The sequence below is a fragment of the Porphyrobacter sp. MBR-155 genome, assembly GCF_040547625.1.
GTDB lineage: Bacteria > Pseudomonadota > Alphaproteobacteria > Sphingomonadales > Sphingomonadaceae > Erythrobacter.
The window spans coordinates 267,602-281,615 of sequence record NZ_JBEPQB010000005.1; the positions used below are offsets into that span (position 1 = coordinate 267,602).

Annotated in this window: 15 protein-coding genes; 6 read left to right on the top strand and 9 right to left on the bottom strand. The window is 60.8% G+C overall.

What is annotated here, in order from left to right; translation table 11 throughout:
- Positions 1 to 82: 82 nt before the first annotated feature.
- Positions 83 to 535, bottom strand: coding sequence for a GatB/YqeY domain-containing protein (locus tag ABIE62_RS07715; protein ID WP_354324935.1), 453 nt, complete (start codon positions 533 to 535; stop codon positions 83 to 85).
- A gap of 143 nt (positions 536 to 678) precedes the next feature.
- Here ABIE62_RS07715 and carA point away from each other — a divergent pair, with 143 nt between their 5' ends.
- From carA to greA, 5 genes are all read left to right on the top strand, one after another.
- The gene (carA, locus tag ABIE62_RS07720; protein WP_354324936.1) at positions 679 to 1,962 is read left to right on the top strand and encodes a glutamine-hydrolyzing carbamoyl-phosphate synthase small subunit; all 1,284 of its coding nucleotides are present in this window, start codon (positions 679 to 681) and stop codon (positions 1,960 to 1,962) included.
- A gap of 32 nt (positions 1,963 to 1,994) precedes the next feature.
- A complete protein-coding gene (locus ABIE62_RS07725) occupies positions 1,995 to 2,372 on the top strand; it encodes a hypothetical protein (RefSeq protein WP_354324937.1) in 378 nt (125 codons plus the stop codon).
- Positions 2,369 to 2,734, top strand: coding sequence for a hypothetical protein (locus tag ABIE62_RS07730; RefSeq protein ID WP_354324938.1), 366 nt, complete (start codon positions 2,369 to 2,371; stop codon positions 2,732 to 2,734). The genes ABIE62_RS07725 and ABIE62_RS07730 overlap by 4 nt, the downstream gene beginning before the upstream one ends.
- Positions 2,734 to 6,060 (top strand): carbamoyl-phosphate synthase large subunit, encoded by a 3,327-nt coding sequence (carB, locus tag ABIE62_RS07735; protein ID WP_354324940.1) that lies wholly within the window; start codon positions 2,734 to 2,736, stop codon positions 6,058 to 6,060. The genes ABIE62_RS07730 and carB overlap by 1 nt, the downstream gene beginning before the upstream one ends.
- A 116-nt stretch (positions 6,061 to 6,176) precedes the next feature.
- The gene (greA, locus tag ABIE62_RS07740; RefSeq protein ID WP_354324942.1) at positions 6,177 to 6,653 is read left to right on the top strand and encodes a transcription elongation factor GreA; all 477 of its coding nucleotides are present in this window, start codon (positions 6,177 to 6,179) and stop codon (positions 6,651 to 6,653) included.
- Between the two features lie 138 nt (positions 6,654 to 6,791).
- Here greA and ABIE62_RS07745 read toward each other — a convergent pair whose 3' ends face one another.
- The 5 genes from ABIE62_RS07745 to ABIE62_RS07765 form a co-directional block, all read right to left on the bottom strand.
- Entirely contained in the window at positions 6,792 to 7,022 is a 231-nt protein-coding gene (locus ABIE62_RS07745) for a DUF4170 domain-containing protein (RefSeq protein WP_354324944.1), read from the bottom strand.
- A gap of 84 nt (positions 7,023 to 7,106) precedes the next feature.
- Positions 7,107 to 7,652, bottom strand: a complete 546-nt coding sequence (locus ABIE62_RS07750) for a hypothetical protein (protein WP_354324946.1) — start codon at positions 7,650 to 7,652, stop codon at positions 7,107 to 7,109.
- Positions 7,649 to 8,014: a hypothetical protein gene (locus ABIE62_RS07755; protein WP_354324948.1), complete on the bottom strand. Its 366-nt coding sequence runs from the start codon at positions 8,012 to 8,014 to the stop codon at positions 7,649 to 7,651. Before ABIE62_RS07755 ends, ABIE62_RS07750 begins: the two co-directional genes overlap by 4 nt.
- A complete protein-coding gene (locus ABIE62_RS07760; RefSeq protein ID WP_354324950.1) occupies positions 8,011 to 8,445 on the bottom strand; it encodes a phage holin family protein in 435 nt (144 codons plus the stop codon). Before ABIE62_RS07760 ends, ABIE62_RS07755 begins: the two co-directional genes overlap by 4 nt.
- Before the next feature lie 29 nt (positions 8,446 to 8,474).
- Positions 8,475 to 9,110 carry a hypothetical protein gene (locus tag ABIE62_RS07765; RefSeq protein ID WP_354324952.1) on the bottom strand — a complete coding sequence of 212 codons (636 nt, stop codon included), beginning with the start codon at positions 9,108 to 9,110 and terminating at the stop codon, positions 8,475 to 8,477.
- Positions 9,111 to 9,266: 156 nt separating this feature from the next.
- Between ABIE62_RS07765 and eno the strand changes: the two genes are divergently transcribed.
- On the top strand, positions 9,267 to 10,553 hold the full coding sequence (gene eno / locus ABIE62_RS07770; protein ID WP_354324954.1) for a phosphopyruvate hydratase: 1,287 nt from the start codon (positions 9,267 to 9,269) through the stop codon (positions 10,551 to 10,553).
- A 13-nt stretch (positions 10,554 to 10,566) separates the two neighbouring features.
- Here the strand turns inward: eno and ABIE62_RS07775 are convergent, their stop codons facing one another.
- The 3 genes from ABIE62_RS07775 to ribB form a co-directional block, all read right to left on the bottom strand.
- Positions 10,567 to 11,094: a MarR family winged helix-turn-helix transcriptional regulator gene (locus tag ABIE62_RS07775; RefSeq protein WP_354324956.1), complete on the bottom strand. Its 528-nt coding sequence runs from the start codon at positions 11,092 to 11,094 to the stop codon at positions 10,567 to 10,569.
- A 514-nt stretch (positions 11,095 to 11,608) separates the two neighbouring features.
- On the bottom strand, positions 11,609 to 12,031 hold the full coding sequence (gene ribH / locus ABIE62_RS07780; protein ID WP_354324958.1) for a 6,7-dimethyl-8-ribityllumazine synthase: 423 nt from the start codon (positions 12,029 to 12,031) through the stop codon (positions 11,609 to 11,611).
- 6 nt (positions 12,032 to 12,037) lie between these two features.
- Positions 12,038 to 13,285, bottom strand: a complete 1,248-nt coding sequence (gene ribB / locus ABIE62_RS07785) for a 3,4-dihydroxy-2-butanone-4-phosphate synthase (protein WP_354324960.1) — start codon at positions 13,283 to 13,285, stop codon at positions 12,038 to 12,040.
- Positions 13,286 to 14,014 lie beyond the last annotated feature (729 nt).

Consider the following 14,014-nt stretch of genomic DNA (forward strand, 5'->3'; position numbering starts at 1 on the left):
AAGCACTGTCCTTCTTTTTCCAACCGACGTCTAAAAAGGAAAAGCAGCCCTTCGACAGGCTCAGGGCGAACGGAATGAGAGATCAGGAAAGCGCCGCTTTCACCAGCCCGCTCGCCAGTTTGCCATCCAGCACCGCGCCGTGGCGGGCTTTGAGTTCGCCCATCACCGTGCCCATATCCTTGATGGTGGAAGCGCCGGTTTCGGCCTTGATAGCCTCAATCGCGGCGATGGTTTCGGCCTCGCTCATCATCTGCGGCAGGAATTCCTCGATCACCGCGAGTTCGGCGCGCTCCACCGCCGCCAGTTCCTCACGCCCGCCGGCGACATACATCTCGATCGATTCGCGCCGCTGCTTGGCCATTTTCTGGAGCACGCTGACCACCAGTTCATCATCCGGGGTCGGCTTGTTAGACGTGCGTTCCTCGATATCGCGATCCTTGATCTTTGCGGAAATCTGGCGGAGCGCGGCGGTGCGGTCTTTCTCGCCCGCTTTCATCGCGGCGATGGTGGCGGATTTGATGTCATCACGGATCATGGCGTGTTTCCTGTGGATGGAATGAAGCGCCGCGCCTCTAACGCAAATCAACTGCCACGCCTAGGTTGACGCGGAGGGCTGGGGGGCTTAGCGGGCAAAACTTAGCAACATCGCTGGCTTTTTACTGGAACGGAGCGCCCCCAATGGCCGACCCCGCATCTTTCCGCGCGCAACCTTCCGGGGCGACGGGCTGCCTTGTGCTGGCCGATGGCACGGTGATCTGGGGCCGGGGGTTTGGCGCGGTTGGATCGTCGGTGGGCGAGGTGTGCTTCAACACCGCGATGACCGGCTATCAGGAAGTGATGACCGATCCCAGCTACGCCGCGCAGATCGTCACCTTCACCTTCCCGCATATCGGCAATGTCGGCGCCAATGCCGAAGATGTGGAGAGCAAGGTTGAAGGCGCAGTCGGCTGCGTGGTGCGTGAGGACGTGACCGAGCCTTCCAGTTTCCGCTCTATCGAGAAATTCGCTGAATGGATGGCCCGCAATGGCAAGATCGGCCTTTCAGGCGTGGACACCCGCGCGCTGACCCGCCGCATCCGCCAATCGGGCGCGCCCAACGCGGTGATCGCCCATGCGCCGGACGGAAAGTTCGATATCGAAGCGCTGCTAAAGCGCGCCTGCGAATGGCCGGGGCTTGAGGGGATGGATCTGGCGGTGCGTGTGACCCGCGATGCTGAAGAGCAGTGGGGCGGCGGCGCGTGGCAACTGGGCAAGGGCTATGGCCGCGCACCTTGGTCAAAACCCGCCATTACCGCCGTTCACCCTGAGCTTGTCGAAGGGTCGTCCTTTTCTTCTGAGGAAAAGAACGGTGCTTCGACAGGCTCAGCACGAACGGGTTCAGATTTACCCCACGTGGTCGCCATCGATTACGGGGCGAAGGACAATATTTTCCGCAATCTGGTGAAGGCCGGTGCGCGGGTGACGGTGGTGCCGGCCAAGACCTCGTTTGACGAGGTAATGGCGCTGGCACCCGACGGCGTGTTCCTCAGCAACGGCCCCGGCGATCCGGCGGCGACGGGGGAATATGCGGTGCCGGTGATCAAGGCGCTGCTGGATGCTGACATGCCGATCTTCGGCATCTGTCTGGGCCACCAACTGCTCGCGCTGGCGGCAGGCGCGAAGACGATCAAGATGCACCAGGGCCACCGCGGCGCAAACCATCCGGTGCAGAGGGTTGGCGAGGGCTGGGGGGAGACTTCGGGTCTGGTCGAGATCACCTCGATGAACCACGGTTTTGCGGTGGATGCGGCAACCCTGCCGGAGAATGTCGAGCAGACCCATGTGTCACTGTTCGATGGGACGAATTGCGGGATTGCGATCAAGGGCAAGCGGGCCTTTGCCGTGCAGTATCACCCTGAAGCTTCGCCGGGTCCGCAGGATAGCTTCTACCTGTTCGAGAAGTTTGTGGGGGGGCTGGGGTGAGGCGGCTCGGGGGTTGGGCGCGAAGCTGGATCGTGGCGACGGGACTCGTGATTCTTGTTTTCGTTGGCCTCGCATCGACCGAGAGTGATTTTCAGACGGTCTTCAACCGAAATGAATCTAGGACTAAAATTGAACACGATGCAGGATGTGCAAAAGAAGGGGTGGTTCAAGAGACGCTATCAGATGCCGCCGCTTATAATGGCGAAGCTGAAGCTGGAGTTCCTCCGCCACCCCCAAATTTCGTGTTTGATGAACCAGCTCCAGCTGGCTGGGAAGCCCGTTTTAGCTGCACCACTTATCGCGGTCTGATCTGGGGAGCCTGGCAGGGTTCTATGGTTGCTCTTCTCTTGTACATCGTCGGGCTGGCTATTCGTTGGGTGTATCGTGGTTTTGCAGAGAGGGCGACATGAACCTGAATATACACGACAAAGCGCTCTTGATCGCACTTAGGAAAGGCAATCACTTCAAAGCAAACCCCGGGGAAGTGGGGCAGCTTTTAAACCAAGCGATTGGCGACCTTGGACCTTCTGAAGGTCTTTCGAGTGCCCGTCGCCTACACGCTAACGGACTCGCATTAATCGTCAGAGACGATGATCGTCCCGGTGCAACTCTCTTGCGCATTACCGACGACGGGATCGCTTTGGCAGACAACCTTATGGAAAGCAGCCGCTCTTTGACATGGAGAGAGAAGATATCTGCAATTCCAAGAAGTGATTGGATCTCATTTTTTGCGCTTTTTGTTAGCGCGGTAGCACTGTTTAAAGGCGACTAATGCCCAAAAGAACCGACATCTCCTCGATCCTCGTCATCGGCGCCGGGCCCATCATCATCGGGCAGGCGTGCGAGTTCGATTACTCCGGCACGCAGGCGATCAAGGCGTTGAAGGAGGAGGGCTACCGCGTCATCCTCGTCAATTCCAACCCGGCGACGATCATGACCGATCCGGAATTCGCCGACGCCACCTATATCGAGCCGATCACGCCCGATATCGTCGCCAAGATCATCGCCAAGGAACGGCCCGATGCGCTGCTGCCGACGATGGGCGGACAGACCGCGCTGAACTGCGCGCTCAAGCTCGATGAAATGGGCGTGCTGGCCGAATATGGCGTGGAGATGATCGGGGCCAAGGCCGACGCGATCGACAAGGCGGAAAACCGCCAGCGGTTCCGCGATGCGATGACTGCCATCGGGCTGGAAAGCGCACGCAGCGGCATCGCCAACACGCTTGAAGAAGCGCGCGTGATCCTTGAACGCACCGGCCTGCCATCGATCATCCGGCCCAGCTTCACCCTTGGCGGCACCGGCGGCGGGATTGCATATAACAAGGCTGAATTCGACCAGATCGTGCGCGAAGGACTCGATGCCTCGCCCACCACCGAAGTGCTGATCGAAGAATCGCTGCTCGGGTGGAAAGAGTTTGAAATGGAGGTGGTGCGCGACCGCAAGGATAACGCGATCATCATTTGCGCCATCGAAAACGTCGATCCGATGGGGGTGCACACCGGCGATTCCATCACCGTCGCCCCGGCGCTGACGCTGACCGACAAGGAATACCAGATCATGCGCAATGCGAGCATCGCTTGCCTGCGCGAAATCGGGGTGGAAACCGGCGGTTCCAACGTGCAATTCGCGGTCAATCCCAAGGACGGGCGGTTGATCGTGATCGAGATGAACCCGCGCGTGTCGCGCTCATCCGCGCTGGCGTCCAAGGCCACCGGCTTCCCCATCGCCCGCGTCGCGGCGAAACTGGCGGTTGGCTATACGCTGGATGAGCTGACCAACGAGATCACCGGGGCAACGCCTGCCAGCTTTGAACCCACCATCGATTACGTCGTCACCAAAATCCCGCGCTTTGCCTTTGAAAAGTTCAAGGGCGCGGCGACCGATCTGGCGACCGCGATGAAATCGGTTGGCGAGGTGATGGCGATTGGCCGCAGCTTTGCCGAATCGATGCAGAAGGCGCTGCGTGGGCTGGAAACGGGGCTTGATGGCTTCAACCGCGTGCCCGAATTGGAAGGCCAGCCGCGCGACGTGATCACCGCCGCATTGTCGCGCCGCACGCCTGACCGGCTGCTCAAGGTCGGCCAAGCGTTCCGCGAAGGCATGAGCGTTGAAGACATCGCCGCCGTTACCTTTTACGACCCATGGTTCCTGCGCCAGATCGAAGCGATCATCGCCGCCGAAGCGCAAGTGCAGGCCGATGGCTTGCCGCGCGATGCGGCGGGCCTGCGGCGGTTGAAGGCGATGGGCTTTTCCGACAAGCGGCTTGCCACACTCGCCGTGCGTTCGGTCGGCGTGGCGGGGGGCATGGGCGAAACGCAGGCGAAGCGGTCTGGCCTGCTCCACGATGCGCTGCAAGCCATGGCGGGCGCGACCAGCGAGGACGAAGTGCGCGCGCTGCGCCGCAAGCTGGGCGTCACCCCGGTGTTCAAACGGATCGACAGCTGCGCCGCCGAGTTCGAGGCGATCACGCCCTATATGTATTCGACCTATGAAGCCCCCAGCTTTGGCGAGCCTGAGTGCGAAGCGGCCCCGTCAGACCGGCGCAAGGTCGTGATCCTTGGCGGCGGGCCGAACCGGATCGGACAGGGGATCGAGTTCGATTACTGCTGCGTTCACGCCTGTTTCGCGCTGGCGGAACAGGGGTTCGAAACGATCATGATCAACTGCAACCCCGAAACCGTATCGACCGATTACGACACGTCAGACCGGCTGTATTTTGAACCACTGACAGCTGAAGACGTGCTCGAAATCCTGCGCGTCGAACAGCAGAATGGCGAGCTGGTGGGCGTGATCGTGCAGTTTGGCGGGCAGACCCCGCTCAAATTGGCGCAGGCGTTGGAGGATGCGGGGATCCCGATCCTTGGCACATCGCCCGATGCGATTGATCTGGCCGAAGACCGCGAACGGTTCGCCAAGCTGGTGAACAAGCTGAAACTGCGCCAGCCCGATAACGGTATAGCCCGCAGCCGCGATGAGGCCGCGGCGGTGGCCGCCCGCATCGGCTATCCGGTGCTGCTGCGCCCATCCTACGTGCTCGGCGGGCGGGCGATGGAGATTGTCGACTCAGAAGCGCAGCTCGATAACTACATCGCTACTGCGGTGAACGTGTCGGGGGATAGCCCGGTGCTGATCGACCAATATCTGCGCGACGCGATCGAATGCGATGTCGATGCGCTGTGCGATGGCGATGAAGTGCGGATCGCGGGCGTGATGCAGCATATCGAGGAGGCGGGCGTCCATTCGGGCGATTCCGCCTGCACCCTGCCGCCCTATTCGCTGCCGCCGGAAATTATCGCGGAGATGGAGCGCCAGGCCGAAGCGCTGGCGCACGCGCTGGGCGTGGTTGGGCTGATGAATATCCAGTTCGCAGTGAAGGATGGTGATGTTTACCTGATCGAGGTCAACCCGCGCGCCAGCCGCACCGTGCCGTTTGTCGCCAAAGCCATCGGTCAGCCGGTCGCGAAAATCGCCGCGCGGGTAATGGCGGGTGAAAAGCTCGCCGCATTCCCGCCGTTCAAGCGCGATCTGCCCTACATGGCGGTGAAGGAAGCGGTGTTCCCGTTCGCACGCTTCCCCGGCGCTGATCCGGCGCTCAGCCCGGAAATGAAATCGACGGGCGAGGTCATGGGGATTGATACCAGCTTCGAAGCAGCCTTCCTCAAATCGCAATTGGGCGCAGGCATGGTGCCGCCGCGTTCAGGCACGGTGTTCGTCTCGGTCAAGAACACCGACAAGGCCGTGATTGTCCCGGCGGTGCGGCAATTGATCGATCAGGGCTTCCGCATCATCGCTACCGGCGGCACGCAAAGCTACCTTGCCGAACAGGGGCTGCCAGTTGAACGGGTGAACAAGGTGGCCGAAGGCCAGCCGCATATCGTCGACAAGATCATCGATGGCGATATCGCCCTGATCTTCAACACCACCGAAGGTTGGCAATCGCTGATGGACAGCAAATCGATCCGCATGGCGGCGCTTTCGGGCAAGGTGCCCTATTACACCACGGCGGCCGCATCGGTGGCGGTGGCGGCGGCGATTTCGGCGATCCATCCCGATCAGCTTGAAGTCCGATCAATGCAGGACTATTATAGCCAATAACTGACGCTGCTCCCCGAAATTGAAAGAGCCTTCAGCCGTGCGGATCGGGCGGCTAACAGGCTTTTCTTCTCTATCGCAGGTCAAGTGTCCGAGAAACGAAGAGAAAGAACAGAAAGATGGCGACGATGGAAAAGGTTCCGATGCTGGCCGAGGGGTATGAGCGGCTGACTGCCGACCTCAAGGTGCTGCGTGAGGAACGCCCGAAAATCGTCGAAGCCATCGAAGAGGCGCGCGCCCATGGCGATCTTTCGGAAAACGCCGAATATCACGCCGCCAAGGAACGCCAGGGCCAGGTCGAAGCGATGATCGGCGAAATCGAAGGCATGGTCAGCCGGGCGCAGATCATCGATCCCGCGACCCTGTCGGGTGACAAGATCATCTTCGGCGCGACCGTGACCTTGCTCGATGAAGAGGACAAGCCGATCCGTTACCAGATCGTCGGCCAGACCGAAGCCGATGCGAAAAAGGGGCGTATTTCCTACAGCTCACCACTCGCGCGTGCGCTGATCGGCAGGCAGGTGGGTGACGATATCGAAGTCACCGTGCCATCGGGTGAGCGGTTCTACCACGTCGACAAGATCGAGTTCATCTGAGGGCTTGTCGGCGCAGCGGCCTGCCTGTGCGCGGGTTTGGGGGGCGTTGAGGTGGGTTAGACCCATGCTAGACCCCTTCTTGGGGCGTTCGGGCAGCGTGTTTCACGTGAAACATTGGCAAGGGGGAACCCTGCGCCCTTATTCTTCCGGCGTCAGCAAGCGGTGGATGTGCACCACCACATATTTCATTTCGGCATCGTCGACGGTGCGATGGGCCTGAGCGCGCCACGCATCGACGGCGGCGTCATAAGAACTGAAAACGCCGACGACGTGGAGGCTTTCCGGGTCCTGGAATTCAAACCCGCGCGGGTCTTTGACGCGGCCGCCCATCACGAGGTGGAGCCGTTGGTCGGGGGTGGTTTCTGCCATGATATCAGCCTTTGGGGAGGAAGGTTGTGCCCCCTTTAACGCTTCGAGCGACAGGGACAAGTCTGCAAGCTGGGGAGGGGGCTTCTACCCTTTGGTCTTGGTGCGCAGGTCGTTCACCATGCGCCCGGCCTTGCTGCGGGTGTCGCGTGCCAGACTGCGCGATTTTCCCGCCGCTGCACCAGCGGCTTGCGCTGCGCCTGACTTCAATTTGCGGGCCTGCGCCGATGCGGCATCGCCCAACTCACCGGCCCGTTCCTGCCCGGTGCGGGCGGTCTGCACCGCATCATCGATCAGCGCCATGATATAGCCGACCGCCGCCTTTCCCAGCAATGTCCCGATCTGCGATCCTCCCCGCGCCGTCATGGTCTTGATGCCGGAAGTCGCGCTCGCCGCCGCGTTGCTGACCGCTCGGCGACCGGGGGGGGTGAGCAATCCGATCGCAAGGCCAATCGCCAGCGCGCCGCCGATCACCGCAAGCGGATGGGCGCGGGTATAATCCGCCGCAGCCGTCGCCGCCGCACGGGCATTGTCAGCCAGCGAACGTTCGGCATTGCGACGCTCGGCCGCTTCGATCCGGGCGCGCAGACTATCGCGCTTGCTATCGGCAAGGATGCTGGGCTGATCAGTCATTCGGGGTCTCCTTCGGAAGCTGCCACGGGGGCAGGCTCGGCTTCGCTGTCTTCGTCTGAGCTGTTAAAATCGTCGAGCCAATCGAGGATCGGCCCGCGCGAAAACCACAGGATGATCGCGCCCAGCAGCAGCGCCAGCGCGCCCTTGTGATCGCTGGCTTGCGCCGTGGCCTGTGCCAGCACATCGCGCGCGCCGGCCCGGATGCGGCCAGAAATGGTCGAACTGACCCCCGATGACACGCGACTGGCGATCCCTTCTTCACCAATACTGGCGCGCAGCCGCTCAATATCCGCAAGCACCACAGCGCGGGCGGCATCGCGCAGCGCGCGGTCTTCGATGTAGCGATCGGGTAGGTCGGTCATGCGCCACCGTCCGATACGAACATCGCCGCCACGGCCTTGCCATTGCCGCGCGCGGCCCATACCAGCGCAGCAACGCCTGCCAGCAGCACCCCGACGACAATCGCAATCGCGCCCCAGATCGTCACCAGCGGAGCCAGCGCGATCACCGCGCCCACGGCCAGCGCGATCAGGGCGATGTGGAGCAGCACCAATGCCAGCACCAACAGCGCCAGCGCCCGGGCCGTTTTTCGGCTCGCCAGACCAGCGCGGGTTTTCTGGAAGACGATTTCCGCTTCGGCATAGGTGCGCGCGTCATCGACCAGCGCGGTGATGTCATCGCGCAGGCTGTCGAAACTGTTACTGTCTTCGCCGGGATCGCCGTCCGGGCTTGTGGCCGGATCAGCGCTATCATCCTGTGGCGAAGGCAGCGGGCCGGGTTCGGGATTGTCCATGACCTGCTACCGCCAGCACCAACCCGCGATCAGCCCCGCTTTCCGCGAAACAGCCGGGCGATGAAAAAACCGACCACGGCGGCAATGCCCACCGCCACGCCGGGGCTTTTGCGCACCATTTCACGGGCATCTTCGCCCAGTTCCTCAACGCTTTTGGCTTCGAGCTTGGCCGAGGTTTCAGCCAGTGTGCGCGAGGCCTTGCGGGCATAATCGCCATATTGTTCGCCCAGCTTCTCGTCGATCTGCACCGCGCTATCGCCCACCACTTTGCCGATCGAGGCGATAGCATCGCTGGCGGTCTTTTTGCCTTCGACCGCCAATTCGCCCGCCTTGCTCAGTGCCTGTTCGCTATAGTGCTTGGCCTCGGCGGCCAGATCGGTGCCTTTGCCCTTGGCCTGTTCGCCGACAGTGCTGAGCCGGGTTTCGGCCTCGGCACGCAGGGCAGCAGCGCCAGCCTTTGCTTCTTCGAGCGCGGCGTTGAAACGGCTTTTCGCTTCAGCAGCCGGGGCAGCGCTTTTGGCGGTGGCCGCGGTTTTGAGCGGTGCCGCCTTGGTCGGGCCCTTGGCCTTGGTAGCGCCGCCTTTGGCCGGGCTAGCCGGGGTCTTGCGCGCCTTCGCGGCGGTCGATTTCGGGTCAGTCGGTTTCTGAGGGGTCGTATCAGCCATAAGGTTGTCCAATCTCCATTTCGTCCTGCTGCTCAGCGCCGCCCGCTTGCGCCCTTTCGATCAGGCGCTTAGGGGCTTCATACGCGCGGCAAATCGCAGAATCATGCCGTGCAAAGTGTCTTATCATTCTACAACACATTCCTGCCGGAGCCAAACATGACCGCCATCATCGACCTGCACGGACGCGAGATTCTCGACAGCCGCGGAAACCCTACCGTTGAGGTTGATGTGCTGCTGGAAGACGGCAGTTTTGGGCGCGCTGCGGTGCCATCGGGTGCCTCGACCGGGGCGCACGAAGCGGTTGAACTGCGCGACGGCGATGCTGCGCGTTATCTCGGCAAGGGCGTGTTGAAGGCGGTCGAAGCGGTCAACAGTGAAATCCGCGACCTGCTGATCGACAATTTCGATGCCGAGGATCAACGCGATGTCGACCTTGCGCTGATCGCTCTCGACGGCACGCACAACAAGGCGCGGCTTGGTGCCAATGCCATCCTTGGCACCAGTCTGGCAGTCGCCAAGGCGGCGGCCAATGCGCGCGGCCTGCCGCTCTATTCCTACCTTGGCGGTGTGTCTGCTCACCTGCTGCCGGTGCCGATGATGAACATCATCAATGGCGGCGAACACGCCGACAACCCGATCGACATTCAGGAATTCATGATCATGCCGGTCGGTGCGGACAGCATCGCCGAAGCCGTGCGGTGGGGCTCGGAAGTGTTCCACACGTTGAAAAAAGGCCTCGCACAAAAAGGCCTGGCTACCAGCGTTGGCGACGAAGGCGGGTTCGCGCCCGATCTCGCCAGCACCCGTGCGGCGCTTGATTTCATCATGGAATCGATCACCAAGGCCGGGTTTACCCCGGGTGAGGACATGGTGCTGGCGCTGGATTGCGCGGCCACCGAGTTCTTCAAAAACGGCCGCTATGAAATCTCGGGCGAGGGGCTGAGCCTGTCGGGTGAAGAAATGGCCGATTACCTTGCCAAGCTGTGTGACGATTACCCGATTCGTTCGATTGAAGACGGCATGAGCGAGGATGATTTCGCAGGCTGGGCGGCGCTGACTGCCAAGATTGGCGACAAGGTTCAGCTGGTGGGGGATGATCTGTTCGTCACCAATCCCGCGCGCCTGTCTGATGGTATCGCCAAGGGTCTCGCCAATTCGCTGCTGGTCAAGGTCAATCAGATCGGGACGCTGACCGAGACGCTCGCGGCGGTCGATATGGCGCACCGCGCGCGATACACCTGCGTGATGAGCCACCGTTCGGGTGAGACCGAAGACGCGACCATCGCTGACCTCGCGGTGGCAACCAATTGCGGACAGATCAAGACGGGATCGCTGGCGCGCTCGGATCGGCTTGCCAAGTACAACCAGTTGATCCGCATCGAGGAAGAACTGGGCGACAGCGCAGCATTTGCGGGCAAGGGCTGTTTCGGCGGGCGGTGCTGACTTCGGGGAGGGCTTACAGGCTCGCCTCAACCGCGTCAAAAAACCGTTCCATCGCCTTAACGCCGGTGTTGCTCAGCCGCACCAGCACGCGGCGGTTGTCCCCGGAGTCATTCTCACGCACGATCAGCCCTTCATCGGCAAGCACCCCGAGCCAACGGAGCCCAGTGGTCGCTGGCGCAGCTGATCCGATGCACGCGCTCGAAACCGAAACCGGCTTGCCCTCTGCCTGCGCGATGAAGAGGTCGAGCAGAATATCCCAGGCCGGTTCACCGAATAATTCGGGGTTGCCGAAAATCACGGCGCGTTTGCGGCGCAGGCTATAGGTTTTCCGGGCCAGCACGAGATGGCGACGATCCGAACGCGGCGCACGATCCTGTGCGCTGGCCGGCGTAGTGCCTGCCTCCGGGGCGGAGTCAGCCACATCACGCAACCTTGCGGCAATTGCCACCAGCTCATCTGCCAGCGGTTGCAATCTGAAAGCCGAAACGGCGGTGACCGATCCATCAGAATCGACGCTGTCAGGCGCTATGGGGTTATCCATATGCCAGTCTCCGTGCCGGAGCCGTTGAAGCAAAAGAACTACGTTGGAACACGGATCAGAGCTAGCGTGGCTAGCCGTGCTTGGCTTTAAGGGGAAATACGCATTGCGTTCTTTTCCCGCCGTAAATCTGGCCCTGTAAGACCCCGATTTTATTGGGACTAAATCTATAGCACTGATCGCCGCGTTTGTCCAAGTCTGAGGTGCTGGATCGCCGCATCGAGATGCGCGGCACCAATAAGAGCACCCATCCGATCTAGCTCGGTGAGCTGTTTTTCCAGTTTGGCGATAATGTGATGCAGGTCGGGTTGCTCCTATAACGCGGCTTTGTCATTTGTCACTGTGATATCCTGAAGCTGGCTGCACGTAACTGCTATCCCGTGCGACCGGCGAGCAACAGCTTAATCTGGTCGGGTATCGCGTTAATAGCTTACGGAAATCAACAGAGGGAAACTACGTAGTCGGTCAAAATGGGACAGTTTATGTCCGTGAAACCAGAACCCTACGGGTCAGCGCTTCAATGCCCGAACCGCTTTTGCAACTGGAGCAACGCAAGTGCCGCCTTGGCCGCCTCGCCGCCCTTGTTCTTTTGCGCAGGGTCAGCGCGTTCGAGCGCCTGTGCCTCGTTTTCCACCGTCAGAATGCCGTTGCCGATGGCAATCCCGTCCATCGTCAAGGCCATGATCGCGCGGGCGCTTTCACCGGCGACGATTTCGAAGTGATAGGTTTCACCCCGGATCACAACGCCGATGGCAACAAAGCCGTCATATCCGCCGCTTTCCGCAGCCATTGCGATGGCGCCGGGGATTTCCAGCGCTCCGGGCACAGTCAGCACCTCGACCTCATGCCCGGCACCCGCCAACGCGGCCTTGGCCCCGGCAATCAGCATATCGTTAAGGTGTGCGTAGAACCGTGCTTCGACGATCAGGATACGGGCCATGCAAGCTTACTCCGGAATGGGTTGGTGACTGGTGATGGTAAGGCCATAACCTTCAAGCGCAACGAGATCAGGGCGACTGTTCGATAACAGCACCATGTCGCTGACGCCCAGATCAACAAGGATTTGCGAACCGATACCGATATTGCGCAGTTCCTCGTCGTGCTGCCATTCGCCAGTGCCCACGCGCCCAGTCAGGATCACGATTACGCCCGAGCCATGCTCTCCAATCGCTTGCATCGCGCGTTGCAGCGTGCGTTTTCGCGGGCCGGGCTGGCCCAGCACATCGTCAAACACCGAAATCGGGTGAACGCGGGCGAGGGTGGGTTCGCCAGGCACGACGTGGCCTTTTTGCAGAACGTAGGCCTCATTACCGGCCACCCGGTCGCGATAGGTGATCATGCGCCACTGGCCGCCGTAATCTGAGGTGAAAGCGCGTTCGTTCAACCGCTCAACCAGATGATCATTGCGCATCCGGTAGGCGATCAGATCGCGGATCGTGCCGATCTTGAGATCATGCCGCCGGGCGAATGTCACCAGATCATCGAGCCGGGCCATCGTCCCATCCTCGTTCATGATCTCGCAGATCACGCCCGAAGGGTTGAGCCCGGCCAGCCGTGAAATATCGACCGCTGCCTCGGTATGCCCGGCGCGCACCAGCGTTCCACCTTCGCGTGCCATCAGCGGAAAAACGTGTCCCGGTGTCACAAGATCGTCAGGCCCCTTGGCAGCATCAATCGCAACCGAAATGGTGCGCGCACGGTCAGCCGCCGAAATGCCGGTGGTCACGCCTTCCTTTGCCTCGATCGAGATGGTGAAGGCGGTCTGCATCGATTCCTTGTTGTTGCGGCTCATCGGTTGCAGGTTGAGGTGATCGACACGTGCCTTGGCAAGCGCCAAGCAGATCAGCCCGCGGCCATGCGTGGCCATGAAGTTGATCGCCTGCGGGGTCGCCATCTGCGCGGGGATGATCAGATCGCCTTCATTTTCGCGGTCTTCATCGTCGACGAGGATATACATCCGCCCGTTCCGCGCCTCATCGATGATTTCCTCGATGCTGGCGAGCACGGGGCGTTCGTCATTCGCGATAAGAAAGCCTTCAAGCTTGGCGAGGGTTTCGGCGGTGGGGTTCCACGTATCCTCGGTGCAATCACGCAGGGTGTTGGCGTGGAGACCAGCGGCACGGGCGAGCCCGGCCTTAGTCATTGCACCGGATGTGACGAGTTCACGCACGCGTGTGATAGATGATGTGTTCATGCCATGTTAGTATCACAGTGAAATGTGATTGCAAGTATGGCGTGACACATTGCACGGTCGGTATCCCTACGGTAGGGGCAACGCCAGCACCGACAACGGAGAATCTGCGGACGGCGCTCGGTACTAAATAAACGCATGGGCGCGGTCAGGGTAAGCGAGGCGTATATGTTCGGATCGTTTGACTTGTTCGTTGAGGTGATGGTGCTTCCGGATATTGAGGCGGGCCGCTTGTCGTGTGCCGATATAATCGATGTGGCCGCCACCCTTCGCCGTTGGGGGGAAGATGGCACTTGGAAGCGGCCATTATGGGATATTGCTTAGGTGGCCTGCCGATATTTCCAAACCGATCCGTAAATCAATCCCAAAAATCCGAAACCGATACACGCGAAAAAGAACCAATGCGTGATGCTGGCATCAAGTGAGCGAGGAGTTAAAAGCCACAGCGCAGCACCATGAACAATAAGTAAGCCGGTTTGAACTGGCCATGATCTGCGATTGGATAGATTCTGAAAGCGAACAATCCAGCCTCCTGTTGGAAGGACAGACGGCACACTCGGTCGATCTGCAAACAGCCTTTCCGGTAGTAGTGACCACTCGTGTTGCTCTCTGAGAATTAGAACAAGCATCACCGCGCCTAGTGGATTGACTCCAACGTTTGGAACCCCCGGTTACGTGCGGCGATGATTTCGTCGGGGTCCGCCTTCCAGACGAAGGGCTTTGGATGGCTGG